The 23,600-nt window shown below is 51.8% G+C and carries 21 protein-coding genes and 1 riboswitch; of the genes, 9 read left to right on the top strand and 12 right to left on the bottom strand.

Translation table 11 applies throughout. From position 1 onward, the window contains the following. Complete coding sequence (ureG, locus tag EK22_RS13360; RefSeq protein ID WP_036251771.1) at nt 1-612, top strand: urease accessory protein UreG; 612 nt, start codon at nt 1-3, stop codon at nt 610-612. Nucleotides 613-653: 41 nt separating this feature from the next. On the opposite strand, the gene EK22_RS13355 is transcribed toward ureG, so the two are convergent. Genes EK22_RS13355 through EK22_RS13345 form a run of 3 tightly spaced genes read right to left on the bottom strand, consistent with a single transcriptional unit; the run spans nt 654 to nt 2,604 of the window. Beyond that, nucleotides 654-1,256 (bottom strand): nitroreductase family protein, encoded by a 603-nt coding sequence (locus tag EK22_RS13355; protein ID WP_036251768.1) that lies wholly within the window; start codon nt 1,254-1,256, stop codon nt 654-656. Between the two features lie 36 nt (nt 1,257-1,292). Then, the gene (locus EK22_RS13350) at nt 1,293-2,153 is read right to left on the bottom strand and encodes a pirin family protein (protein WP_036251766.1); all 861 of its coding nucleotides are present in this window, start codon (nt 2,151-2,153) and stop codon (nt 1,293-1,295) included. Continuing rightward, entirely contained in the window at nt 2,146-2,604 is a 459-nt protein-coding gene (locus tag EK22_RS13345) for a DoxX family protein (RefSeq protein WP_036251764.1), read from the bottom strand. Before EK22_RS13345 ends, EK22_RS13350 begins: the two co-directional genes overlap by 8 nt. Before the next feature lie 120 nt (nt 2,605-2,724). Between EK22_RS13345 and EK22_RS13340 the strand changes: the two genes are divergently transcribed. The 4 genes from EK22_RS13340 to EK22_RS24715 all read left to right on the top strand — a co-directional run bounded on the left by EK22_RS13340 (nt 2,725) and on the right by EK22_RS24715 (nt 5,501). Beyond that, entirely contained in the window at nt 2,725-3,618 is an 894-nt protein-coding gene (locus EK22_RS13340; protein WP_036251762.1) for a LysR substrate-binding domain-containing protein, read from the top strand. A gap of 378 nt (nt 3,619-3,996) precedes the next feature. Then, nucleotides 3,997-4,422 carry a hypothetical protein gene (locus EK22_RS13335; protein WP_020160175.1) on the top strand — a complete coding sequence of 142 codons (426 nt, stop codon included), beginning with the start codon at nt 3,997-3,999 and terminating at the stop codon, nt 4,420-4,422. Between the two features lie 279 nt (nt 4,423-4,701). Then, complete coding sequence (lexA, locus tag EK22_RS13330; protein ID WP_036251758.1) at nt 4,702-5,337, top strand: transcriptional repressor LexA; 636 nt, start codon at nt 4,702-4,704, stop codon at nt 5,335-5,337. Between the two features lie 14 nt (nt 5,338-5,351). Continuing rightward, nucleotides 5,352-5,501 (top strand): hypothetical protein, encoded by a 150-nt coding sequence (locus tag EK22_RS24715; protein WP_156830523.1) that lies wholly within the window; start codon nt 5,352-5,354, stop codon nt 5,499-5,501. A gap of 62 nt (nt 5,502-5,563) precedes the next feature. Here the strand turns inward: EK22_RS24715 and EK22_RS13325 are convergent, their stop codons facing one another. The 7 genes from EK22_RS13325 to hppD all read right to left on the bottom strand — a co-directional run bounded on the left by EK22_RS13325 (nt 5,564) and on the right by hppD (nt 15,688). Further along, nucleotides 5,564-6,799 (bottom strand): glycosyltransferase family 4 protein, encoded by a 1,236-nt coding sequence (locus EK22_RS13325; protein WP_020160179.1) that lies wholly within the window; start codon nt 6,797-6,799, stop codon nt 5,564-5,566. 7 nt (nt 6,800-6,806) lie between these two features. After that, nucleotides 6,807-8,378: a B12-binding domain-containing radical SAM protein gene (locus EK22_RS13320; protein WP_161786439.1), complete on the bottom strand. Its 1,572-nt coding sequence runs from the start codon at nt 8,376-8,378 to the stop codon at nt 6,807-6,809. Between the two features lie 1,124 nt (nt 8,379-9,502). Then, nucleotides 9,503-11,320, bottom strand: coding sequence for a di-heme-cytochrome C peroxidase (locus EK22_RS13315; RefSeq protein WP_152565105.1), 1,818 nt, complete (start codon nt 11,318-11,320; stop codon nt 9,503-9,505). A gap of 582 nt (nt 11,321-11,902) precedes the next feature. Next, nucleotides 11,903-12,553 carry a maleylacetoacetate isomerase gene (gene maiA / locus EK22_RS13310; RefSeq protein WP_020160182.1) on the bottom strand — a complete coding sequence of 217 codons (651 nt, stop codon included), beginning with the start codon at nt 12,551-12,553 and terminating at the stop codon, nt 11,903-11,905. Further along, complete coding sequence (locus EK22_RS13305; protein WP_036251754.1) at nt 12,544-13,524, bottom strand: fumarylacetoacetate hydrolase family protein; 981 nt, start codon at nt 13,522-13,524, stop codon at nt 12,544-12,546. The genes maiA and EK22_RS13305 overlap by 10 nt, the downstream gene beginning before the upstream one ends. Beyond that, nucleotides 13,521-14,636 (bottom strand): homogentisate 1,2-dioxygenase, encoded by a 1,116-nt coding sequence (locus EK22_RS13300; protein WP_036251751.1) that lies wholly within the window; start codon nt 14,634-14,636, stop codon nt 13,521-13,523. The genes EK22_RS13305 and EK22_RS13300 overlap by 4 nt, the downstream gene beginning before the upstream one ends. Further along, nucleotides 14,636-15,688, bottom strand: a complete 1,053-nt coding sequence (hppD, locus tag EK22_RS13295) for a 4-hydroxyphenylpyruvate dioxygenase (protein WP_020160185.1) — start codon at nt 15,686-15,688, stop codon at nt 14,636-14,638. The genes EK22_RS13300 and hppD overlap by 1 nt, the downstream gene beginning before the upstream one ends. Nucleotides 15,689-15,924: 236 nt before the next feature. Here hppD and EK22_RS13290 point away from each other — a divergent pair, with 236 nt between their 5' ends. Further along, a complete protein-coding gene (locus EK22_RS13290) occupies nt 15,925-16,836 on the top strand; it encodes an adenine nucleotide alpha hydrolase family protein (RefSeq protein ID WP_036251749.1) in 912 nt (303 codons plus the stop codon). Nucleotides 16,837-17,152: 316 nt separating this feature from the next. On the opposite strand, the gene EK22_RS13285 is transcribed toward EK22_RS13290, so the two are convergent. Both EK22_RS13285 and EK22_RS13280 read right to left on the bottom strand, forming a co-directional pair. After that, the gene (locus EK22_RS13285; RefSeq protein ID WP_036251869.1) at nt 17,153-19,108 is read right to left on the bottom strand and encodes an acetoacetate--CoA ligase; all 1,956 of its coding nucleotides are present in this window, start codon (nt 19,106-19,108) and stop codon (nt 17,153-17,155) included. A gap of 17 nt (nt 19,109-19,125) precedes the next feature. Further along, nucleotides 19,126-19,356 carry a hypothetical protein gene (locus EK22_RS13280; RefSeq protein WP_020160188.1) on the bottom strand — a complete coding sequence of 77 codons (231 nt, stop codon included), beginning with the start codon at nt 19,354-19,356 and terminating at the stop codon, nt 19,126-19,128. Between the two features lie 1,178 nt (nt 19,357-20,534). On the opposite strand from EK22_RS13280, the gene EK22_RS13275 reads away from it, so the two are divergent. From EK22_RS13275 to EK22_RS13265, 3 genes are all read left to right on the top strand, one after another. Beyond that, entirely contained in the window at nt 20,535-21,950 is a 1,416-nt protein-coding gene (locus tag EK22_RS13275; RefSeq protein ID WP_027147393.1) for an undecaprenyl-phosphate glucose phosphotransferase, read from the top strand. A gap of 360 nt (nt 21,951-22,310) precedes the next feature. After that, nucleotides 22,311-22,398, top strand: a riboswitch (cyclic di-GMP riboswitch). Nucleotides 22,399-22,432: 34 nt separating this feature from the next. Continuing rightward, on the top strand, nt 22,433-22,960 hold the full coding sequence (locus EK22_RS13270) for a hypothetical protein (RefSeq protein WP_081917895.1): 528 nt from the start codon (nt 22,433-22,435) through the stop codon (nt 22,958-22,960). A gap of 76 nt (nt 22,961-23,036) precedes the next feature. Beyond that, entirely contained in the window at nt 23,037-23,588 is a 552-nt protein-coding gene (locus tag EK22_RS13265) for a polysaccharide biosynthesis/export family protein (protein WP_020160190.1), read from the top strand. Nucleotides 23,589-23,600 lie beyond the last annotated feature (12 nt).

Raw genomic sequence — 23,600 nt, 5'->3', positions numbered from 1 at the left:
ATGAGTGACAAACAGGTATTGAGAGTCGGTGTCGGCGGGCCGGTCGGCTCCGGCAAAACGGCGCTGGTGGATGCGCTGTGCAAGCGAATGCGCGATCGCTTCGAAATCGGCGTGGTGACCAACGATATTTATACCCGCGAGGACCAGGAATTCCTGATTCGCAGCCAGGCGCTGCCGGAAGCGCGCATTTTGGGCGTGGAGACCGGCGGCTGCCCGCACACGGCCATTCGCGAGGACGCCTCGATGAATCTGGCGGCGGTCGATGAGCTGATCGAGCGTTTTGATAATCTCGACTTCATCATGGTGGAGAGCGGCGGCGACAATCTCAGCGCCACGTTCAGTCCGGAACTGGCCGATCTGACGATCTACGTGATCGACGTATCGGCCGGCGACAAGATACCGCGCAAGGGCGGACCCGGCATCACCCGCTCGGATTTGCTGGTCATCAACAAGATCGATCTGGCGCCTTACGTGGGCGCATCGCTGGACGTCATGGACCGGGATGCGCGCAAGATGCGCGGCTCACGGCCGTTTGCCTTTACCAACCTGAAAACCGGGGACGGTCTTAAAGCGGTCGAGGATTTCATTATCCAGGCCGGCATGCTGGATTGACGGCAGCACCGCCGGGACAAACGGCCCGCGCCCCCGGCGGATCAGTCAATGCCGCGGCCCCACTGCCCGGCATAAAAGCGTTCATTCAGCGCGGCCCGGGTACGTGCGGCCCGTTCGGCGTCCTTGAAACCGTCATCGAGCACGTCAATACCGGCCTGGTAACCGACAGCCAGCATCGCCATCGGCCGGCAATCGTCCGGCAGGTTAAAAGCCTCGCGGGCCTTATCGGCATCAAAGCCGGCCATTTGATGCACGCTCAGCCCCAATGCGGTCGCCTGCAAACTCAGGCTGAGGCTGGCGGCACCGGTATCGTACATCGCGCTGCGGTTAGGCTGGCCGTTATGATTGAAATTGTCCATGGCTATGGACAGGATCAGTACCGGGGCGTTTTTGGCCCATTGCCGGTTGCGTTCCGACAGCGTTGCCAATGCGCGCTGCCAGGCGGCTTCATCACCGGCTTTGTCGCACACGATAAAACGCCAGGGCTGATCGTTAAAGGAAGAGGGCGCCCAGCGCGCGGCTTCCAGCAGCGCCAGCAAATCGTCACGGCCTACCGGCCGGTCAGGATCGAAGGCTCTGGGGCTCCAGCGCGACTGGATAAGGTCGTGGATTTTTACCCGGGTTATCGCAGGTTTTTGCGGCATGTTCGTCTCCTTATCTCGGGTTGGATTAAAACGGATTCACAGCGTCAGCAAGCCATCCCGGTAATCACGAAACGCCTGTTCGATTTCCTCGGTGCTGTTCATGACAAACGGACCGGCCTGCACCACCGGTTCGTTCAACGGCAGCGCGGCCATCACCAAAAACCGTGCCGGCTGATCCTGTGTTGCCAGCCGCAGGTTGTCGCCGTCAATTAAATGCCCCAGTTGCCCGGCCTTTAAAATCCTGGCCGAGGCGCCGATAGCCAGCTCGCCCTGGTAAACATGGATCAAGGCGGTATGCCGCATGCTTACCGGTATGTCCAGTTGTTGCCCAGGAGCCAGCCGGACGTCGAAAAGCAGCGGCCGTGTGGTCACGCCGGTTACCGCGCCGGACATCGTTTGCGTTTCGGTCACATAGTCGCCGGCGATGATCTTGATGTAACCGCCATCTGCCAATGCAATCCGGGGGATGTCCGCAGCCTCAAAATCCTGGTAATGCGGCGGCTTCATTTTTTCCCTGGCGGGCAGGTTAATCCATAATTGAAAGCCGTGCAACGAGCCGTTTTCCTGCTCCGGCATCTCTGAATGAATAATGCCATGCGCGGCCGTCATCCATTGCACGCCGCCCGCGCGCAGATGCCCTTCATTGCCCAGATGGTCGCGGTGCAGCATGGCGCCCTCGAGCATATAAGTCACGGTCTCAAAGCCGCGGTGCGGATGATCCGGGAAGCCGCCGATGTAATCCGCCGCCTGATCCGATCCAAACTCATCCAGCAGGATAAAAGGGTCGAAGGCGTTGTTTTGCTGTGGGCTGATGATCCGTTTCAGTTTGACGCCGTGGCCATCCGAGGTACTTTGCCCGGTAATAACGGCCGCGAGTTGCCGCGCCTGCTTATTCATAATTCGTCTCCCGTGTGTCGATCAAATAGCGGTCCAGCGAATACCGGCCGCCGCCGATAACCGTCAATGCCAGGGTTGCCGACAATAATGCCAGCGCGTATTCAATGCCGTGGCTAGACAGAAAAAAGCCGTTGCCCCAATGCACCCAGAACAAGGCGACCAGCATGGTAACGGCGCTAATCATCGCCGCGGGACGCGTCAGTAAACCCAGAACCAACGCAATACCGCCAAAAAATTCGGCACTGCCCGCCAATAACGCCATGACAAACCCCGGATTTAACCCCACCGATGCCATCCATTGTCCTGTGCCTTCCAGTCCATTGCCGCCAAACCACGCAAATAACTTCTGGCTGCCATGCGCGGCCAGGATTAAACCGATGGGAACTCGCAGTATGATGGCTTCCAGGCCCGCATCGGAAATCAGCGTTCTTTTGAGTAAATTGTTCATCATCGCTCCTTAGAATGTTTAAGTTGAAAACTCTGGATTGATTATAAAGTTGGCTGAAATAATAAAAAGCGATAGATTCTGCTCAATAAGTTCAAAATATTTGAACAATAGACACGGGCGGACATGAAATATCCTATTACTCTCGACGCGCTGGAAGTACTCGATGCCATTGACCGGAAAGGCAGCTTTGCCGCCGCGGCCAATGAATTATTCCGGGTTCCTTCGGCCATCTCTTATACCGTGCAGAAATTGGAGCAGGACCTGAATGTGGTCTTGTTTCGCAAGGAAGGCAGAAAAGCCGTGCTGACACAGGCCGGAAAAGTATTGCTTGAACAAGGCCGGGACATTCTGGAGGCAACGGAGCGTTTGGCGATAGCCACGAAAAAAGCCCATGGCGGCTGGGAACCAGTTTTCAATATCGCGATAGATTCAATTTTGAGTTTTGATTTCATCTATCCGTTGATAGCCAGGTTTTACGAGGTGATGCCGGATATCGAAATCAATATTTATGAGGAGGTATTAGGCGGCGCGCAGGAAGCGATCACCAGTAATCGCGCTGATCTGGTAATAGGAACGGGCGCTGAGCCGATGCCGGGCCAGGCGGTTAAATATCAACAGATTCAGCGCATCGAATGGATTTTCGCTGTTGCGCCGGGGCATGAGCTGACCAAAGCATCTCTGCCGCTGTCCCGGCAACAGATTGAGCAGCACCGTTTTATCGTGGTCAGGGATTCATCCAGGAATCAGGCGCCGCGAAGCCAGCGCGTGTTTAGCAAGAGACCGGTACTGAGCGTGCCGTCGGTAACGGAGAAAATACAGGCCCAATGTCTGGGGCTAGGCGTTGGTTTTATACCGGCGCACCGAATTCGGGACTTGCTTGAACAGGGTCGGCTTATTGCTCTGCCGGTAGAAAACACGGCACCGGTAGAAATTATCGGCATGGCCTGGAAAACAACAAATAATGGCAAGGTCCTGCGCTGGTTTATCGAGCAGTTGTCCCGGCATGATTTCGTTTAGGAATATTTTATCCGACATCCCGCAGCCAATTCAGCCACTACCGGAATAATATGTAACATGGAAATCACCTGATAATTTGCGATGCGGATCATACAAATCAAAGGGGTCGCCTGCATCGTGCGGGTGCATTGTAGGGGCGGACCTGCGTGTCCGCCCTGTTTCCGGTGCACGATGGGCTATCGGAGAACCGCTAGCCAAAGGTGAACCGTTGGACAAGGGCAAGCACACAGGTTCGCCCCTACGTGTCCGCCTCCACACCAGCTATAGACAATGCGGGTTTTTTACCCGTCAAAACAGCCTGGTTTTTGGAATTCATCCACGATTAAGATTCAAAGGTTATGCTAGCGCTTCACGTTATTTTCACTAAGAGACAAATTCATGCGAAACAAAGCGATTTTATTCAGTTCCTTGTTGATGGCATCCGGCACGGCACTGGCCGGAGAAAGTTTACTGGAAGCGGCCGCCAAACAAGTAGCCAGGGATGTCGCCACGTCCACGGCTCCCGAGGCTGCCCAGGGAGCGGCCGAGGCAGAGCGGATACTGCAGCAGACTCAACAGTTAAAAGGACGCGTGGAAAGCGCACCTCAGGCCGTTAAAGAGCGGACGCTGAACGCGGCAAAGGAAACGGCGAGACAACAACTCGAGCGGGCGACGCCGGAACAAGTCAGGCAGGGCACGGAAACCGTAAAAAGGCTGAAAGGCCAGGTTGAAAACATGCCGCAATCCACCGAACAGGCCGCCGAGGCGGCCAAGACCCGGGCCAAGCAAAAAACCGCCGAGAAAGTGCTCGAACTGTTGCGCTGATATTCTTGGAACCAAGACCCATTTTGGGCAAAAAGGCCGGTTTATCCGGCCTTTTTTTTCTGGCGCCGGCCAGGCGCGATGTAAAGTCAATTATGCCGCCCGTGGCGCTGCCTGCGGACGGAACCTCGTTCGCTCATCAATATCGAGCCAATTAACTGATTGATTCACAATGCAATAACAAAAAGGGATGGCTTTTTGTTCTCTTTTTGTTCTCTTTTTTGCTGTCAGTTCAGGCCGATTTTGCTAAGCTTGCAAAAAAATAACTTCTCAGGAACGGCTATGAATGCATTAACCCGGCGGCAGCGGGAAATCCTCGATTTTCTGCGTGACAATCAGGAGAAATTTCCATACCCGCCCACGCTGGATGAACTCTGCGCGGCGCTGGGCATGTCCTCGCGGGGTTCACTGCACAAGCACATCTCGGCCTTGATTGACGCGGAACTGGTGCAGCCGTTCGATGGCAACAAACAAGGCGGTATCCGTCTGACCGATCAGGCGCGGCGCGGCGAGGACACTGGTGAGCAAGGCCTGCCGTTTGTCGGCAGGATCGCCGCCGGCAAGCCGATCGAGGCTATCGAGAATATCCATTACATGGCCGTGCCCGAAGTCCTGAAAAGCGATAAGCCCTGCTATGTGTTGCAGGTCAAGGGCGAATCGATGATCGAGGCCGGCATTTTCGACGGCGACTGGGTGGTCATCGAGCAACGCAATTATGCGCAGAACGGCGAGATCGTCGTGGCGCTGGTCGACAAATCGGAAGCGACCCTGAAATACATCGAGCAGACGCCGGATAAGGTGCTGCTGATCCCGGCCAATGCCAGCATGGTCGCCATGGCCTACCTTCCGGAGCAGGTAGAGATCCAGGGTGTGCTGGTGGGGCAGATGCGCAGTTATCGTTCGCTATTAAATAAATAAAAAGGGGAATCATCATGCCAAGAAGAATTCACATGCAGGACCAGGTCGGAGCCAACAAAATCGAGGAGATTATGCGCCACGACTACGGGCAGTGCTCTCTGGAATTGTGGGTGGCGAAGTTTGCCGTGGTGGGCGCATTTATGCTGCTGGGGGTGTATTGGTAAGGGAAAGCGAGGCGTTTTCCCCGGTGAAGGCGTCGTGACTGTTTCCGCTTCCGGGTGGTTTGTCATGACGCCGCTCTGTCGAAGGAGGCTCCCAGCATACGGGCCGACGCGCGGATGTGATGCCTTGCCTGCACGCGCTCGCGGGCACGCCGGCCCAAGGCCAGTAATTGCGCTTCCGATGCTGCGAGGCACTCCTGGATCGCGTCGGCCAGAGCCACCGGATCGTGGGGCGGCACGAGCCAGCCGGTGATTCCGGTTTCGACCAGTTCGCGCACCGCGCCCACATCTGGAGCGATGGCGGGCCGGCCGATCGCGTATGACTCCATGATCGCTACAGGCAAGCCTTCATCGTGGCTCGACAGCACCAGCGCACGGCATGCCTGCAGGTGCTGCGCGACCTGTTGTTGAGTGCTCCAGCCGCGCAGCAGCACGGACGATTCAAGCCCGTGCCGGGTGATTTGGCGTTCGACTTCCGCGCGTAGCGCGCCATCACCCAGCAACGTCAACTCGAAGGTAACGCCGCGCGCAGCCAGCAGTACGGCCGCTTCGACCAGCAGCAGTGGATTCTTTTGCGCGTCGAGCCGGGCGACACACACGAGCCGGGGTGCCTGCGTCACCGGAAACGCAGGCCGCGTGAACCATGCCGGATCGAGACCACAGCGCACAGTGACCAGTTTGTGCCCGGATTCGGAATGACAAGCGCGCATTGCGCGGCGGCCGGTATCGGAGATGACGGCAATGAACGAGGCGTCTGCGATTTTGCCGGCGAGATTCAGCCGATCGGGCGTTTCGTATTCATGCGGTCCATGAAAAGTCACACTGTAGGTCAGGTTGCACAAGGTGCGGCACAAACGCGCGACATCGGCCGGGTTGGTGCCGAAGTGCACATGAAGGTGAGGGTAGCCAAGCTGCTGCAGCCGCCGTGAAAGTACGCAGGCCAGGGCGAAGTAGCCCAGGTGGGCAATGGCCGGGCGTTGGCTGGTTCGGGCGTCGGCCAGGCTGCGCCGGAGCGTGAGCAGCGTGCGCCGGGGATGCCTGATCAGCCAGTAGGCGCCCGCCGCCAGGAATGTATTCAGACCGGAATCCAGCAGCACGCAAGTGCGTTGCGCTTCGTCGCGGTCGAGAGGGTCGATCAGCGGTGCCTGGCTGCGCCGGTGCGTGAACCGATGGACCGTCCAACCCTCCGCTTCGAGAGCATGAATCTCACGACGGATGAAAGAGTGGCTGGGTGCCGGGTACTGATTGACCAGGTAGGCGACTTCGCGTCTTCTGTTTTCTGGCGGTTTTGACCCTTCCATCAGGCAGTCACATCACGCCTTCGAATTCGCGGGCGCGCGGTGAAAGCTCTCGGCTGTTGATGCGGTGCACAGCTGCCAGCAGGTGCATGACGGCTTTACGATGCGACGCGGTTTCGAGCTCACCGTAGTGATGTTCAACCTGCGCTGTGCGCGGGTTGGTGCTGACGATGCTGAAGTTCGCAGGTTGCTGTCCGGGTTTTTGTATGGCGTTGCGATGCAGCGTCGTGCCCATGATGACCTGGAGCCGGTTTAGCGATACTCTTTCGATGACATCGACGTGCCGCTCGAGAAATTCCGCGCTGGCGCGCACATCGGCGGCCGTCTCGCCCGGGTAGCCGAGAATCATCGTGCAGCGGCAGGAGATGCCGGCGGCCGAGGCATTATGCAGAAAGGCGCTGATTGCATCGAGCTGCGTTCCTTTTTTCATCAGATCGATGAGGCGCTGGCTTCCGGATTCGAGACCGGTGCTCAGCCTGACACAGCCGCTCGCGGCGGCGGCCCGCAGGTCGGATTCCGTGAGTCCGGTATCTGCCTCGCTGCCCATATGCACGGCGGCGATCCATTGCGCGCCCGGCACGACGTCCTGCATGCCGGCGATGAGCGAGCGCCACATGTTGACGTTACTGTTAAGTTTCAGGTCAGTGAACACGAATCGGGACGCCCGATATCGCTGATAATGGCTGGCAAGTTCGTTCAATACGTTTTCGGGACTGCGGCTGCGGTAGGTGCGTCCCGCAGTGCTGGAGACGTCGCTGCAGAAGGTGCATGCTCCCCAACCGCAGCCACGGCCGGTTATAACCGGAATGATGCGGTTCGGGTAAGCTGACCAGGGGAAGTCGCTGAAATCGGGGTAGGGCACCGCATCTAGCGCCTTTTCCGGCGCGGCAATTCTGCCTCTGATCTCGCCTTGCGGACCCATTGTCATCATGCCTTGATGCAAAGTCACATCGCCGCCGGCCAGCAGCGTTTTCAGTATGGCGGGCAGCCGCAGTTCGACCTCGCCGGCGGCAAGTGCGGACAATCCGGGGATAGCGCTCCAGTCCTTGATGACCTCGGGCTGCGCGAAATACGGACCGCCGATCACAACCGGAATCCCCTGATCATGACAGATGGCACAGATCCGTTCGCAGACGTTGCGGTACATCAGGTATGTCGAAATCATCACGGCTTGTGGACGGGCGCGCTCCAGTTCGGCCTGGAATTCTTTAATCAAGTGTTCCTCATGCGCGGTGACTTCGGACAGCCGGCTAGAGGCGAGCCGACTGCGCCATTGCCGGATTTTGGCGCTGCCGGACGTTGCGGCGCGGTGGTTCAATTTGGCAGCCAGCAAGCTGAATCTGTGGGGCCGTGCTTCTCGCGTGACACCATGAACGCCAATCATGAGCGGCGCGAACACACTGACGCGCACGTTCGAAGCGCGCAGGATCGAGGCAAGGTAGCCAATGGGCAAAGTCGGGTAACGGGAGAAATTGTTCAGATCGACGAGCAACACAGTAATTTGATCGTCTGCCAATCCTGCCTTGAGACGTGGGCTGATATTCGGCAGGATGGATGTTTTTTCATAATTTATACGCCGCATTTCAAAGTTGCTTTTCCAGAGGCTTTTCTTTGTTTTCTTTTTGACTTCTTCCATTGCGTGTTCCTTTAAATAACCATAATCAGCCCACCTAACCGCTTCCGGCCCTCGCAAGTATGAATCCGCATGCCGGCAATGTTTCATAGTCAGGCAAAGCCAGCATATCGAAACGTTACGAGTCATTCTCCGCAGCCGCGTAGCATGTGTTTTTTGATCTATTGTTAATAAGTATTGCTCCAGTGAGGGTACGTCGATTAGTAGCTTCGCGAAGACATGGATTCTGGGTTTTGCGGGTTAATGATAGTGTCGTTCCACGGCCTGAGCGTTACGGCAACGCTAATTATTTTTTATATATTGCCCTTTCCGGGTTTACGTACAGGACTGCTTCCAACACTGGAACTCTGTTGATCCCCAATCTGTGTATCTGAATCCGCTTAAACGGCAATTCGCTGCGCGGGCGGATCGGTCACCACCGAGGATTCACGTCCGCGGCCAATGACAGTATCGGGAATGCTACCATAGTTGCGGGCAGCTTACATCAGCGCCTTGCGCTTCGGGCCGGTTAAGGGTTTTGTTGTTTTATTAAGGCTGTGATGTTTAATACAGGCGGAATTCGCAAGAGAAGCAAATACCGTAAGTGGAGTTGAAGCCGTCTATCGCCAGATGCTATTAATCATTGCTGATCAATAGCATCTGTACGGTGTTTAGAGCGTTTATTCATTAGTCGGAAACATTACCTTCAGACATGCGTCGCCATGAAAAACAAGCCATTCACTGACCGATAGGGCATATCCTCGTTCCCACGCGGGAGAGACTGTGAAAGTATTCAATTTAAAGGGTTTAACCACGAAGGACACGAACGCCTCCAAGGATGGAGGCGGTAGAATTGCGTCTGGAACAGCAATCGAGAGCACGAAGTTTTAAGCCTTTGATTAACTTAATTTTTTCTTCGTGTCCTCGGCAACTGCTCCTGCGTTGCTCTACCTCCTGCATCCCTGCAGTCGTTCGTGATCTTCGTGGTGAATAAGGCTTTTTATGACGTTTTTCACTAATTCTTTCACAGCCTCGGGAGCATGGGAACCAGGGAAATAGTATCTGTACGGTGTTTAGCTGTGGCTGATTTCGCCTTATATCAAGGTTTTCATATATTCCACCAGTGCCCAGCGTTCTTCATCGGTGTAATCCCGATAAGTGCCGTCCTCTTTTTTGGTCTGGGTATAGCCAGGGCCGCTATGTCCGGTATTCCAGTTACCTGTTAACGTTGTATCGAATTCAAATCCTTTCTTGCCATCGGTTTTGTAACCGACCTGCACGGGGTCGAATTCATTCGTCCCGACAAAGAATTTTTTCACGCGTTGATCTTCAGGCAGCAGGAGCTGATACAGATTAGGCACTGAGCCATTATGCAAAAATGGCGCTGTCGCCCAGATGCCATTAAGCGGTCGGGCCTTATAAGTTGACACAAGCGATAACGGCGCATCCACCAGAGGAGGGGTGCGCATTCCGCTCAACCGGAATGCCAATTCCTGCAACTCTTTTTCCGGCAGGCCGGTTTCGGCCAGTTTGCGTTGTATCGCTCCTTTGACTGCCGCTTTCAGGATCAATACCCTGGAAACTTCTTCCTGGGCTTGTACTTCCTTAGGCTCCAGATAATCCCTAAGCGCTCCCGGATTGGCTTTGTAGGCAAGAATATTCTGTATCATCTGCGGGTCGGTACCGATTTCCTGCAATGTTTTGGCGGATACCGTGGTAACGAATTGCTTGCCGAATTGGTTTTTTGGCGTCATCGGGAAATTGCCGGCCGCATCGCGTATATGGTGGCACTGCACGCAATCCTGGGCATAAAGCTGCTTGCCCATCTCCGCTTTAACCGGATCAATTTTGCCTAGGTGCTCAGCGGGCCAGGCCGGTGCCTGCAGCTTTTCGACATAGCCTTCCAGGCGGTCGAGGTTCTGAATATTGACTGTCGAGGTAAATTGGCCGGTGGCCGGAGTACCCGTCAGTTTGAGGTGAGAATAGACGCCCATGACTTCGCCGACATTCCTGGCCAATGGATTGCCCGCGGAGCTATTGTATTGAACCCAGTCCAGTTGCGGAGTGGTCCATAGAAACGGGTAACTGACCGGCGCGTCGGAAGGGCGCTTATTGCCGGGAATGTCTAAATTGGTCGCGCAGATACGGTTTAAAATCGCGCCGAACGCATCCAGTCTGCCATGGCCATAAGGCACGCTGCCTTTGTTCAGTTTGACAAGGTCGTCTAAAACCTGGGTATAGGCTATCACACGCTCTTTAAGCGCATCCTGCTCGCCCTGATTCCAGTTGGGGTCAAGCACCCTGCGGGCGAAACGGGACATTTTATCGGGATTTGACGTGGTGGCCTTCAGGGATTCCACCAGCTGGGTCAGAAAACCTTCATGATCGGCGTGCGAGGAGCCGCCGTCGATACGAATGAGGTGGCCGTTATAATTAATCTGTGACGTGTGGCAGTTGGAGCAGGTCTGTCCGAGCCAGGTGTCGGTTACGGGATATTTGTCCTGGTTATAAGACGCGCCCAGGAATTCTTTTTTGATATTGAACGAAATGGCGGCCGGATTCTCGTTTTTGACAAAACCGATGGGCAAGCCGTCAGGATTGAGGTTTTTATCGGCCTTTTGAGGGATATACCCCAGTTTTTTCATGTTTTCATCCGAGCGAAACAGCCCGTCATTATCACTTTGCTCCAGAGCGAGAAACCAGTGATAGGGTAATAATTCAGAACCTTGAGATAAATAATAGAAAGCCTGCCGATCGTCATCGGTCCAGCCCTGGTCGAGAAAAACCACGTCCGCCTTATTATCAGGTCGATTTATACCGCCATTTTTAAAAGGATGGGTGCCATCGCAACCTGTGGTTGTGGCCAGCAAGGTTGGAATCAACAGGGTTATAAGTCGACTATTAAATGACATATAGAACTCCAGAATATTTTTATTATTTTTAATCAAAATCCGGATTATTTAGATTCCCCCCGTCTAGCCTTCCCCATCAGGAGAGGGAAGAATAGCGCCGGATTTTGAAGCGTGATGAGTATAGTTAAGACAGTTCCGAAAAAAATCGGAACTGAGTCAAGTATAGTCGACAGAACTAGATTCATTAAGTTGTTTTGTATTTCTTTTTTAGATAATTATTCGATCCCGGTTTTCTTGATTATGAATAATTAACAGGTATTTTATAAGGTATTTGCATTTACTTTTGCTGGTATGAGTATAGTGCGAATGAATTAGCACTTACGGAAGGCATGATTTATCGGCGGGCCGCCGAGAACGGTAAACGGGGATAAAAATCGCTCAACATCGCTCGGTAATTGTCTTTTTAGCACTATTGTTTAAAGTCAGTGGATTATATTTATCAGTGCCCGTTGAATAAATGATGTTACTACGGACAGATAGTCATGCCGCCCGGTGGTGGGAGCGATGCCCACATCGCGACTTGCCGGGCGGTTTAAATCGCGATGTAGGCATCGCTCCCACGGGACGGTATCCGCCCCTATCCTAATCTTCCGCATCGGGCTGATTTTCAGGCGCGGCATTCTGGAACGCGGACTGCTGCATGCAGTTTTCATAAATGCGGCTGATCAAAGGAAATTCGTGCATCTCGCAGTTAAAGCGCAAGGCGTTATAAACCTGCGGAATCAGAAACACATCAGCCATGCCGGGGCGGTCGCCCAGGCAATACAGGCCATTGCAGTCATGCTGTTCCAGCAACAGCTCCAGCGCGGACAAACCGTTCTGAACCCAATGGCAGTACCAGGCGTGCCGCGCGTCGTCATAATTCAGCGTGTCCTTGAGATATTGCAGTACGCGCAGGTTGTTAAGCGGATGAATGTCGCAGGCAATCAGTTGCGCCAGGGAACGCATATAGGCCCGGTCAACGGCCGATTCCGGCAGCAATGCGGGGCTGGGATACATCTCTTCCAGGTATTCGATAATCGCCGAGGATTGAGTCAGCACGGTACCGCCGTCGATCAGGGTCGGCACCAGGCCCTGGGGATTAAGCCTCAGGTAATCCTCCCGATGTTGTTCGCCGCCGCTTCTCAGCAGATGGATGGGGCGGATCTGATAATCGATTCGTTTGATGTTCAGCGCGATCCGCACCCGGAACGAGGCGGAGCTTCTGTAATAACTGTACAAGATTATGGACATGGCTTGACGACCTGCTCGATGGCACCGAAGATGGACTGTCCCTGTGACGTTAACATTTCTATCCTGACCCGGTCCCCATAATACATGAAGGGTGTCATGGCCGCACCGGATTCCACGATTTCAACGACGCGTTGCTCGACAATGCACGAACAGCCGGCCGCCCGATCATAATTGCTGACCGTGCCCGAGCCGATAATCGTGCCGGCACCCAGGCTGCGCGTTTTGGCGGCGTGCTGGATCAGACGCGCAAAATCAAATTGCATGTCGGTGCCGGCATCGGCCTGGCCAAATAATTGATCATTCCAATGCACGGTCAGCGGCCGGTGCAGTTTATTGTCCCGCCAGGCGTCAGCCAGTTCATCAAGCGTCACGGCGACAGGCGAGAAGGCGCTGGCAGGCTTGCCGTGCAGAAAGCCGAAACCCTTGGCCAGTTCACCGGGAATCAGGTGGCGCAAGGACACGTCATTGACCAGCATGACCAGTTGGATATGGGCGGCGGCGTCAGCCGCCGAAACGCCCAGGGGAACGTCATCGGTAATCACAGCGACTTCGGCTTCGAAATCGATGCCGTAGTCTTCACTGGCGGCAACGATGGCGTCACAGGCGCCGAGCAAGATATCGGAGCCGCCCTGATACATCAGCGGGTCCTCGAGCAAAGCGGGCGGTAATTCAGCGCCTCTGGCCTTGCGCACGCGCTCGACATGGCTCAGATAAGCGCTGCCGTCCAGCCATTGATAAGCCCTGGGCAGCGGCGCGGCCATCTGCTCCGGCCTGAACGGCTTCGATTCGCAGACACCGTTGTTCAGCGCCCGATAGATGTCCTCCAGCAGGGGGCGGACGTTCCGCCAGTCGTCCAGGGCCGCTTGCAGGGTCGGCGCAATGTCGGGCGCCGCGACACAATGCCTCAGTTGCCTGTCGACCACGACCAGTTCGCCGTCCCGGTGCCTTGTTTTAAGTGTGCCGAGTTTCATTTCCAGGAATCCACATAGTCCGGCCATTCGATAGCCGTGGCCTGTTCGCAGACGGCCAGGGCATCGCGGGTATCCACCATGACGGCCACCTCATCGGTCATGCCGCTGCGCTTGCTGTCGGCATTTTTCAGCGCCTTCGGATGCGGGCCGTGCGGAATGCCGCTCGGATGCAGCGTCATCATGCCCGGATAGATATGATCGCGGGAAAAAAACTGGCCGTAGTGGTAAAAAATCAGCTCGTCGTAATCGTCATTGCTGTGGAAAAACGGCACATTCAGAACATGGGGGTCGGATTCAAACGGCCGCGGCACAAACGTGCAGACGACGAAACGGCTGGCGACAAACGTGCTGTGCGCCGACGGCGGCACATGATAGCGATGGCTCATCAACGGCCTGATATCGCGCCAGTTCAGGCGCACCGGCATCAAGGTGCCGTGCCAGCCGACCGCATCCAGCGGATTGAACGGATAGGTGATGGTGCTCAATTGATCGCGGCGCTTGGCGATGACGCGCCATTCCGCCTCATCCTGCTGGGCAATAAAGTCCTCATCAATGGCCGGCATATCCAGCACCGCCGGATCGAAAATCGCCTGCTGGCTGACCAGGCCTTTGTCCGGCAACCGGTAGCTGTCATTGCTGGCCTCGATCAACAGCGCCTGGACCGGTTCCGTCACATTCATGCGCCACTGCGTGCCGCGCGGCAGCATCAGGTAATCGCCTTCATTGAAGCCTAAGTGGCCGTAATCGCAGAACAAATCGCCGGAGCCCTGATGGATAAAAATCAGCTCATCGCCGTCGGCATTGCGCACCAAGTGGTCCATGTGCTCTTGCAATGTCATAAAACGGATCTGCACATTGGCGTTGTTGAACAGCAAGCTCGCGTGCCAGGGGCAATTGCTGGTCGCGGACAGTTTTTTCGCATCGAAGGCGCGCGGCCTTAACGGTCCATCGACCGATTGCCAGCCTGTGGGCGGGTGACGATGATGCATCTGCGTCGCCGGCCCGTAAAAGCCTTCCCTGCCCAGTTCGCGCTCGAAAGTGCCGGCCGGCAGGTCGGCATGTGCCTGACGTGACGCTTGTCCTTCCACTTTGGGTATGCGTATCCAGCTCATCAGATGACTCCGCGTTTGATCTGATCGAATTCGATCGCTTCGAAGAGTGCCTGAAAATTGCCTTCGCCAAAGCCTTCGTTGCCTTTTCTCTGGATGATTTCAAAGAAAATCGGTCCGATCACGGTGTTGGTGAAAATCTGCAGCAACAGGCCGACGTCCCGCCCCGGTGCGCCATCGATCAGTATGTGGTCGCGGCGCAGCCGCTCCAGGTCTTCCGCATGACCGGGCACGCGCTGATTGACGGCATCATAGTAGGTATCGGGCACATCCATAAAGACGATGCCGTTGGCGCGTAATTGCTCCACGGTGGCATAGATGTCATGGGTATGCAGGGCGATATGTTGAATGCCTTCGCCATGATAGGCGTCGAGGTATTCCTGAATCTGGGATTTGGGGTCGGTCGGTTCATTGATCGGGATGCGTATTTTGCCGCAAGGACTGACCATGGCCCGCGATTTTAAGCCGGTGGCTTTGCCGTGAATGTCAAAATAACGGATTTCGCGGAAATTGAACAGGCGCCGGTAAAACTCGGCCCACTTGTCCATGCCGCCATGGTAAACATTATGGGTCAGATGGTCGATGTCGGTCAGTCCGAGACCTGCGGGCTTTAAATTCACATTATCGATCGGCACGAAATCGACATCATAAATGGAATGGTCGCCGTAACGGTCGATCAGGTAGATCAGGCTGCGGCCAATGCCCCGAATAGCCGGAATATTGAGTTCCATGGGGCCGATATCGTTACGCTGGGGTTCAGCGCCGAGGCTAAGCACTCTATCGAAGCATTCGGCGGCATTTTTAACGCGGATACCAAACGCACAAATGGAGGGGCCGTGCACCTTGGCAAAGGCCTGGGCAAAACTGCTGGGTTCATGATTGATAATAAAATTGATATTACCCTGGCGGTATAGCACGACATCCTTGGAACGATGCCGGGCGACTGCCGTAAAGCCCATGCGGATAAACAGGTTTTCCAACTCCCGGGTATCCGGCGCCGTGTATTCGACAAATTCAAAGCCATCTGTGCCGACTGGATTTGATGGATTATTCATCGTATTGCCTTCTTCTTAAGCTATAACCCATAAGATCAACTTGGAAGGCATTAGTTTCAAAACGCTCGCGGCGGGTCTTTCGGCAAAGCCTCCGGTCTCGCCTGGCCGGAGGTCAGGACGAAGGGTTGGATCTTGGCTTGATGGCGGTGTCCAGGTCGGTGCCTGCTCATGAGTTGGGCACTATCTGGCCGAATTTCAGTCTTAATTGAAAGTTATTTTGAATTTAGAGGCGCATCATGAGAGACGATCTCTATAAATCATTGAAAAACCTTGCACAACAACATCATATCGAAGGATTAAGTCTACCTTCCCTGACGGCTCTTAACGCACATCAAGACGGATATACCATCGATAAGGCCCGGCAGTTTCTGCAGTTTCAGCATCGCATCGACAGGGAACTGCTCGAGCATCGAGTGATAACCTGTAATCCTTATGCGCTATGGTTTGAACAAGGCAACCAGAACCTGAACCAGATTAAAGCTTTTATCATTCAGTTCTCAGTATTTTCCAACCAGTTCCTGATCGCCCAGCTTAATAAAATGATCCATGCCGACACCCTGGAAACCATGCGGGCATCAAAAGAAATCCTGGCTAATGAATTGGGCGTCAGCTTCAAGCCTCCGGGAAAAAAAATCGATGCCCATGGCCTGGGTTCCACCGAAGGCAGCGTGGAGGGCAGCATATTTCATTTCTCCGCCGGCCATTTTGAATGGCTGTATACCATCGCTAAAAAATTGGGCCTGGATTTTGCCGACATAGGCCAACCCAAACATGGGACCGAATCCACGCTGTTTTTTTGTGATGAATTGATCCGATTGTACGGTGGCGAAAATTACCAGATTTCCCAGGCGGCCAGTTATGCGGTGGAAAACTGGGCAGCGGCCGGATTCTGGGGGCAGTTGATCGAAGGCTTCAGGCGCTTCAATGAGCGTACCGGCCTTAAGCTGCCATTGGGATTTTTTATCTGGCACGATAAGCTGGAGGCGCAGCACGCTTCGCATACGCAGGAAGAGCTTGAAGAGCTTTATTTCACCCGGCAACTGGATGAAGATCAGTTCATTCATTATGGATGTGAAATGCTTGATGGCGTTGCGGCCTTTTGGGATGGTCTGGATGAGCAGCGCCGTGAACTGGCGGCTGTTCACTGAAGTGGACACAATTCGAGGTATAGCAGCTCCGCCAGCGCGACGGTTATTTTGAATCCATAGGGTTGAATTGGCTTGTGTCCCGGAGGGGGCGGGCGCTGCCTGTTAGTATCGGCACCACTCTGGCGTTTGTCTTGGGTCGAATATCCTGAAAGGCACAAGTACCCATAGGGCATAAATGATTCGGCCCTGCTGATTTATCCACTGACGTCCGGCAAGTCGCGATGTAGGCATCGCTCCCACGGGGATGGCCTTGATATTTTTCGCCGAACCTTTAGGCGCCTGAGCCAATTGTCTGCACATTAGCGATTAAGACGGCTCACCCAAGCAATGGCAAAAACTGCCTAAACTGTTCGAGAGCTTCGGGATTGGCCAGCGTCTGCTGATTTCTGACCGGTCGGCTGTGAATGATATCGCGCACCGCAAGCTCGACAATTTTGCCGTTTTTGGTACGCGGGATATCGGTCACTTGCAGGATGAGTGCCGGCACATGGCGAGGCGAGGCATTCTGCCTGATGTGTTGCTTGATGGCGGCTATTAACTGATCGCTTAATTGTAGGCCAGGGCGTAACACCACAAACAAAATAAGCCGGCAATCACCGTCGTGATCCTGCCCGACGACCAGGCTTTCCAACACTTCATCGATTTGCTCTACCTGACGGTATATCTCCGCCGTTCCTATTCTGACACCTCCCGGGTTCAAAACGGCATCGGATCGGCCGTACATGATCATGCCGCCCTGACCGGTTAGGGCCACATAATCGCCATGATTCCAGGCGCCGGGAAATTTCTCGAAATAAGCGGCATGATATTGGCGCTGCCGCGGATCATTCCAGAATCCAACCGGCATGGAGGGAAACGGCGCCGTACAAACTAATTCGCCTTTTTCGCCTGTTACTGACCGCGCTTTATCATCGTAGACTTCGACTTTCATGCCCAGTCCCCGGCACTGAATCTCGCCACGCCTGACCGGCAGAATCGGGCAACCCAGGACAAAACAGGAAATGATGTCGGTACCGCCTGAAATAGAGGATAAACAGACATCGGATTTTATCGACTCATAAACGAAATCAAAGCTATCCGGCGCCAACGGCGATCCGGTGGACAAAATCGTACTGAGCGAGGCCAGGCTATGCGTATCCTTAGGCGTAATAGCGGCTTTTTTCAGCGCATGGATATACTTCGCGGAAACGCCGAAGACATTAATCCGGTAGGCATCGATCAAATCAAACAGGGAATCAGCCGAAGGATAAAGGGGCGAGCCGTCATAAATCACCAGTGTCGCACCCGATGCCAGGCCGGAAACCAGCCAGTTCCACATCATCCAGCCGCAGGTGGTGTAATAAAATAAACAGTCGCCGGCATGAATATCGGTATGCAGCCTGTGCTCTTTCAGGTGCTGGATTAGCGTACCGCCTACGCCATGGACAATGCATTTGGGAGGGCCTGTCGTGCCCGATGAATAAAGAATAAACAGCGGCGCATCAAATGGCATCTGCGCAAATGCAATGGGTCGGTTATCAGGGAAATCGGCGATATAATCCTGCCAAAGCGTCACCTGATTTTCATTTGTCCCGTCAAAGCTGTTGATTACGGGAATCAGCACGAGTCTTTCAATGGATGGCATGGCTTGTAGCAGCGGCGCTATCTGGCTGGTGCGATCAAAAGTTTTGCCGTTGAAAAAATAACCGTCGCCGACCAATAATACCTTGGGGGTAATCTGGCTGAAGCGATCCACAATGCCGGCCACACCAAAATCAGGCGAACAGCTGCTCCATATCGCTCCCAGGCTGGTTGTCGCCAGCATCGCGATAATGCTTTCAGGCCGATTCGGCAAAATGCCGGCAACCCGATCGCCCGGTATAACGCCATCGTTGCGCAGCGCTTGCGCAAGTTGCGAAACATGGCGGTACAACTCGCCATAAGATATGTGTTGGCTTTCGCAGTTTTCGCCGCGGAAAATAATGGCGCACTGGTTTTTATGGCCTTTAAGCAACAGATTTTCCGCGTAATTAAGCCGCGCCTCTGGAAACCACTTGGTGCCGGGCATTTTGTCGGCATCCGCTACAATTTGTGTCCCTTTGCAAGTAGCGATAATGCCGGCAAACTGCCACATCAGATCCCAAAATGCCGCCGGTTCAGTTATGGACCAGCGGTATAGCTCTTCATAATCTGTGACATTGATACCGCGGCATTCGCGTACTTTCTCCATAAAACGGCTAATATTGGCCTTTTCTTGTCGTTTGACTGATGGTCGCCAAATAACCGGATTCAAATTGCCCTCCTTATTACTCAATGTTCACGAGCGACAAAACCGTACTTACGCATTTCCTGTATGACAAACTGGTTAAACTGCTTTTTTTCTATGTTATCGGTTACTTTATCCATGCTCCATAAGGAGGCGGCTTCGACGCCGTACTCGGCTAAAAGCCTGACATACTCTTGAGCGATACTTCGAATTTTATAATTTTGAAAATCCACAACCACAACAGATTCCGCAGGTACAACATTACCTTTGTTCATTTGACACCTCCAATATCTCCTGCCGATATTAATCCATGAAAGATTAATAGGTTCCAGAAGCGATAGGGCAGAGCATTTCTCCTGCCTTATAAAGAAAAATGTACAGCATTTCGATATCACATTGCGCCATTTGTACCCGTAAGGATTTCGTCATTACATTTAGGCCTTAACCGTTTGAACCCTCCGGCTTAACTTCATGGCAGTGACCGATAGGGACAAATGGGATCGATGTTTAGCCTCCAGCCATCCAATGAAGGCGACTGGAGGCGCTGCAGGTCATAACGGTCGCCTAGCACTCAGTCAATTTAAATGGCGGTTAAATTGCAGGTGCGAATTCATTTATGCCCTATGGGTACTTTTGCCCTTCATGGTATTCGCACTATTCGCGTGCCATGAATACTCTGCAAATTTTACTCGTCAGAACAAGACTGACTAAGGAACACGCATTAAATAACTTCCTCAAGTGTGCGAATACCCTCAGGGGGCACAAGTGAATTCGCACCTACAATTCTCCAATTTATTCCATGCTCATTGCTAAGTACTGGTTTTCACTGTTTTCCGAGAATGCAATGACGGGTTACGCCATCCATTTCCCCCATAACCAAAGCAAGCTTCCAGTGAAACGCACTCCCTGTGGAAACAACATCTTTCGCTTTCTTATAGAGCAGTTAATTAAGCGATAATTCCCAAATCTATAGTGGCAATACTTGGTTGAATCGCATTAATGTAAGGCAATGATGAGTAAGGTATTTATCTAAATTTTTTAATAGGAGAGTGAAGTGCGCTTCATTTTGGAACTTTTGATTCGCTTGAGCAGGTTGATCGTTTAGCTCTATAAGTTGCTGTGGTTAGGCATCAATTGAATGTTATTGCCGCTTATTTTAGGCCCTAGAAAGTGGTATTAAAAATACAAGTTATTGAAAATCAGATTATGAGATAACAATTAATAGCCCGATAAATTTATCGGAATAACTTGATTTATAAAGAGTCAATCGACTCAATGTGAAATAAAAATTGAAAAACTGGAATTAAATTCGTGGCTTAGATTTATTAGGAGGATCATGACACTTAGGTTACTATCTTGTAGCGATATCTGAAATGCCTTAGAATCATTGATACTTAACGGTTCAATTTAATCACACAATAATCTTCAATAAAGTTTAGAAATATTTTTCAAAGTGAACAGAGCTCAAAAGTTCGGCATAATTCGCCCTCACACTAATAAATTAATTACCTTGATCAGGTTGCTGGATGTTATCGTTATCGGATTGACGTTGTGGGCGATTCTTGAGCTCCATGCTATTGAATGGGATCGTAAGTATACCTGGTGGCTTCTGATTTCAGTTGTCTCCTTCGGAATTTTTGCAGAGTTCAATGAGCTATACCGGCACAGTCGAGGCCTATCCATTCAGGCTGAAATAAAACGTATTCTTATTTCATGGTTTTGGGTATTAATTGTAATAATTTGTGCCGATCAAGCTTATCCCTTGGTAGATCCTGTTTTTAGGCAGTATTTTTGGATGTGGATAGGAATGGTGCCTGTAGAGATAGTATCCTGGCACATTATTATCAGTACCGTTGCAGCTATTATAAGAAAAAATGGCAGAAATACCCGTCGCGTTGCGATTGTCGGGGCAACGCGATTAGGGGGCGAATTAAAAAGGATATTTATCGAAGATGAATCAATGGGGCTGCATTTTGTCGGCTTTTACGATGACCGGCAGAAAATAGAGGACGGCAGGGGCGTCCTGGCTGAAAATAAATTGGAAGGAAACTTGCAGCAACTGATCAAAAATGCCAAGGAGGGCGCCATTGATATTGTTTATATTACACTTCCCTTGCGGGCCGAGCATCGAATTAAGGATTTGATTGAACAGTTATCGGATTCAACTGTTTCTGTTTATTATGTGCCTGATTTATTTGTATTTGATCTGCTAAGATCCAGCCTGCATCATATAAAAGGTATTCCTGTCATCAGTATTCTTGATACCCCGTTCTATGGGGTTGACGGCATTATAAAAAGAGTTTTCGATATACTGTTAAGTCTGATTATTTTAATAATCATTGCAATACCATTTGTAATCATCAGTATAAGTGTTAGAATGAGCTCGCCTGGCGCCGTGATCTTTAAACAAAGACGATACGGTATCGGGGGCGAAAAAATAGTCGTCTGGAAATTCAGAACGATGACCGTCAGTGAAGATGGCGATAAGGTTAAACAAGCAAAAAAGAATGACCCCAGGGTAACGAAATTGGGTGCTTTTTTAAGACGTACATCATTGGATGAATTGCCTCAATTTATTAACGTATTACAAGGAAGAATGTCAATCGTTGGCCCCAGGCCTCATGCGGTAGCGCATAACGAATGGTATCGTGGACAAATAAAAGGCTACATGCTCAGGCATAAGGTAAAGCCGGGTATAACCGGATATGCGCAAATCAATGGATATCGAGGCGAAACGGATACCTTGGATAAAATGGAAGGAAGAATAGAATATGATCTGGCCTATATAAGAAACTGGTCTCTATGGCTAGATATGAAGATCATATTTTTGACCATATTTAAAGGTTTTTTGGGAGCGAAGGCCTACTAGCGAATTTGAATATTGTACTTTAGTACAATATTCAAATAGAAAAAAACAATTATAATCGCAACTGTGCTGGATTTTTGAAGTTCAGGAAGAATGAAATAACTGTAGTTTTACCATGTTTTATGAGGGGCGGATCGTAGGGGTAAAGGGTTTGCTGATTTTTGTGCAAACTTATCAAAAATTCCTTCAGCCTAAGTATTTTGGCTATTTGCTTTTCCAAAATAATGTGAAAGTTCTAAATATTAATATGGCATAAAGTAGTGTTTCCGGCGTGTTGAAACTAACGGCTGAATGCCATTAATAAATATTAGGAGTGGTGGGTTGTATGGTGCGTGACCAATCGGGTGGTTGGCATGTTTCACGGATGATTAAGGCCAAACCTGTTGTGAAGCAGGGGCGGAAAACCACGAGTCTTGATAAATGGTTTTGTCAAGATAGTCGGGTTGCAAATTATGATAGTTTATAATTTGTTGCAGGTATTTTTTATGAAAAAAGTTTTTTTAAGTTTTGTATTTTTATCCGTGCTTTCTTTTGGCGCAAACGCGGCTACTTTAACGCTAACAAAAGAGGATCCTGATGCGACTGATTTGGCCAATATGGCGGTTAATTTTGGTGGCACCGGTCAATTGGTTTCCGGCTCTGGTCAAATTAATGGTAGCCCAATCGACCATATCTGGGGTATTGAATCTAATCCAGAGGCTTCATATGTCTCATCTTTCTCAATTACAACGCCACAAGCCACTGCAATTATAGATGGGGTTAACCTTTATGCGGACAGTTCTTTAACTACATTACTTGTAGCTGCTACTCAGGTTGGTCCTGAGTGGAAATTCAGTTATTTGTTGGCAGCAAATACTCAGTATTTCATAAATGTACTAGCTCATGGAACTGGTAGCTATACGCTTAATGTTCAAACACCAATTCCAGCTGCCGTTTGGTTATTCGGCTCAGCTTTGATGGGATTGGTCGGCTTTTCACGTCGTAAAGGCAATTCAGCACAATCTGTTGCATAAGGAAATTAATTTTTCCGTTATACTAAAGGGGCGTTCTGCCCCTTTTTTAATTTTTATAAAACAGAAATAAAAAATTATGTCGTTTCTTATCAGAATTGTTTTGCTGTCAACGATTTTTTTTATTCAAACTGCCCGCGCTGACTCTTATCAATATACGGTTAACCCTGGTGATATTCTCGATATTTCGGTTTGGAATGAGGAAGCCCTGCAACAGGAATTGCGTGTATTACCCGATGGCAGCATCAGTTTCCCTCTAGCTGGAAATTTCCAGGTTGCCGGTAAATCGATAGATCAGATAGAGGCTATTCTGAAAGAAAGACTCGCAGAGTATATTGCCGATCCGGTGGTTAATATTTCGGTCAAATCGGTTGAAGGCAATGCTATTTATGTGATCGGCCAAGTGAAAAAACCCGGCCAGTTCGTTATGTATCAACCGATGGATGTTATGCAGATGTTGAGTCTTGCCGGCGGTTTGACAGCATTCGCAAAAGCCAATGATATTGTCATTCTGCGTCGTAACGGCGACAAATCCGAGTCCATCGAGTTTGAGTACAGCGATGCGGAAGACGGCGATAAACTGGAAAATAACCACTTGCTGCAGAGTGGAGATGTCATTGTAGTGCCTTAATCGCGCTTTATA

This window comes from Methylobacter sp. BBA5.1 (genome assembly GCF_000746145.1).
In the GTDB taxonomy this organism is placed as follows: domain Bacteria; phylum Pseudomonadota; class Gammaproteobacteria; order Methylococcales; family Methylomonadaceae; genus Methylobacter; species Methylobacter marinus.
This window is presented reverse-complemented; position numbering and strand designations above follow the sequence as displayed.

What these genes read in the sequence shown, in the direction of transcription:
- ureG (WP_036251771.1), top strand. Translation starts at nt 1, where the DNA reads ATGAGTGACAAACAGGTATTGAGAGTCGGTGTCGGCGGGCCGGTCGGC.
- EK22_RS13355 (WP_036251768.1), bottom strand. Translation starts at nt 1,256, where the DNA reads ATGCCGCAAAAACCTGCGATAACCCGGGTAAAAATCCACGACCTTATC.
- EK22_RS13350 (WP_036251766.1), bottom strand. Translation starts at nt 2,153, where the DNA reads ATGAATAAGCAGGCGCGGCAACTCGCGGCCGTTATTACCGGGCAAAGT.
- EK22_RS13345 (WP_036251764.1), bottom strand. Translation starts at nt 2,604, where the DNA reads ATGATGAACAATTTACTCAAAAGAACGCTGATTTCCGATGCGGGCCTG.
- EK22_RS13340 (WP_036251762.1), top strand. Translation starts at nt 2,725, where the DNA reads ATGAAATATCCTATTACTCTCGACGCGCTGGAAGTACTCGATGCCATT.
- EK22_RS13335 (WP_020160175.1), top strand. Translation starts at nt 3,997, where the DNA reads ATGCGAAACAAAGCGATTTTATTCAGTTCCTTGTTGATGGCATCCGGC.
- lexA (WP_036251758.1), top strand. Translation starts at nt 4,702, where the DNA reads ATGAATGCATTAACCCGGCGGCAGCGGGAAATCCTCGATTTTCTGCGT.
- EK22_RS24715 (WP_156830523.1), top strand. Translation starts at nt 5,352, where the DNA reads ATGCCAAGAAGAATTCACATGCAGGACCAGGTCGGAGCCAACAAAATC.
- EK22_RS13325 (WP_020160179.1), bottom strand. Translation starts at nt 6,799, where the DNA reads ATGGAAGGGTCAAAACCGCCAGAAAACAGAAGACGCGAAGTCGCCTAC.
- EK22_RS13320 (WP_161786439.1), bottom strand. Translation starts at nt 8,378, where the DNA reads ATGCGGCGTATAAATTATGAAAAAACATCCATCCTGCCGAATATCAGC.
- EK22_RS13315 (WP_152565105.1), bottom strand. Translation starts at nt 11,320, where the DNA reads ATGTCATTTAATAGTCGACTTATAACCCTGTTGATTCCAACCTTGCTG.
- maiA (WP_020160182.1), bottom strand. Translation starts at nt 12,553, where the DNA reads ATGTCCATAATCTTGTACAGTTATTACAGAAGCTCCGCCTCGTTCCGG.
- EK22_RS13305 (WP_036251754.1), bottom strand. Translation starts at nt 13,524, where the DNA reads ATGAAACTCGGCACACTTAAAACAAGGCACCGGGACGGCGAACTGGTC.
- EK22_RS13300 (WP_036251751.1), bottom strand. Translation starts at nt 14,636, where the DNA reads ATGAGCTGGATACGCATACCCAAAGTGGAAGGACAAGCGTCACGTCAG.
- hppD (WP_020160185.1), bottom strand. Translation starts at nt 15,688, where the DNA reads ATGAATAATCCATCAAATCCAGTCGGCACAGATGGCTTTGAATTTGTC.
- EK22_RS13290 (WP_036251749.1), top strand. Translation starts at nt 15,925, where the DNA reads ATGAGAGACGATCTCTATAAATCATTGAAAAACCTTGCACAACAACAT.
- EK22_RS13280 (WP_020160188.1), bottom strand. Translation starts at nt 19,356, where the DNA reads ATGAACAAAGGTAATGTTGTACCTGCGGAATCTGTTGTGGTTGTGGAT.
- EK22_RS13270 (WP_081917895.1), top strand. Translation starts at nt 22,433, where the DNA reads ATGAAAAAAGTTTTTTTAAGTTTTGTATTTTTATCCGTGCTTTCTTTT.
- EK22_RS13265 (WP_020160190.1), top strand. Translation starts at nt 23,037, where the DNA reads ATGTCGTTTCTTATCAGAATTGTTTTGCTGTCAACGATTTTTTTTATT.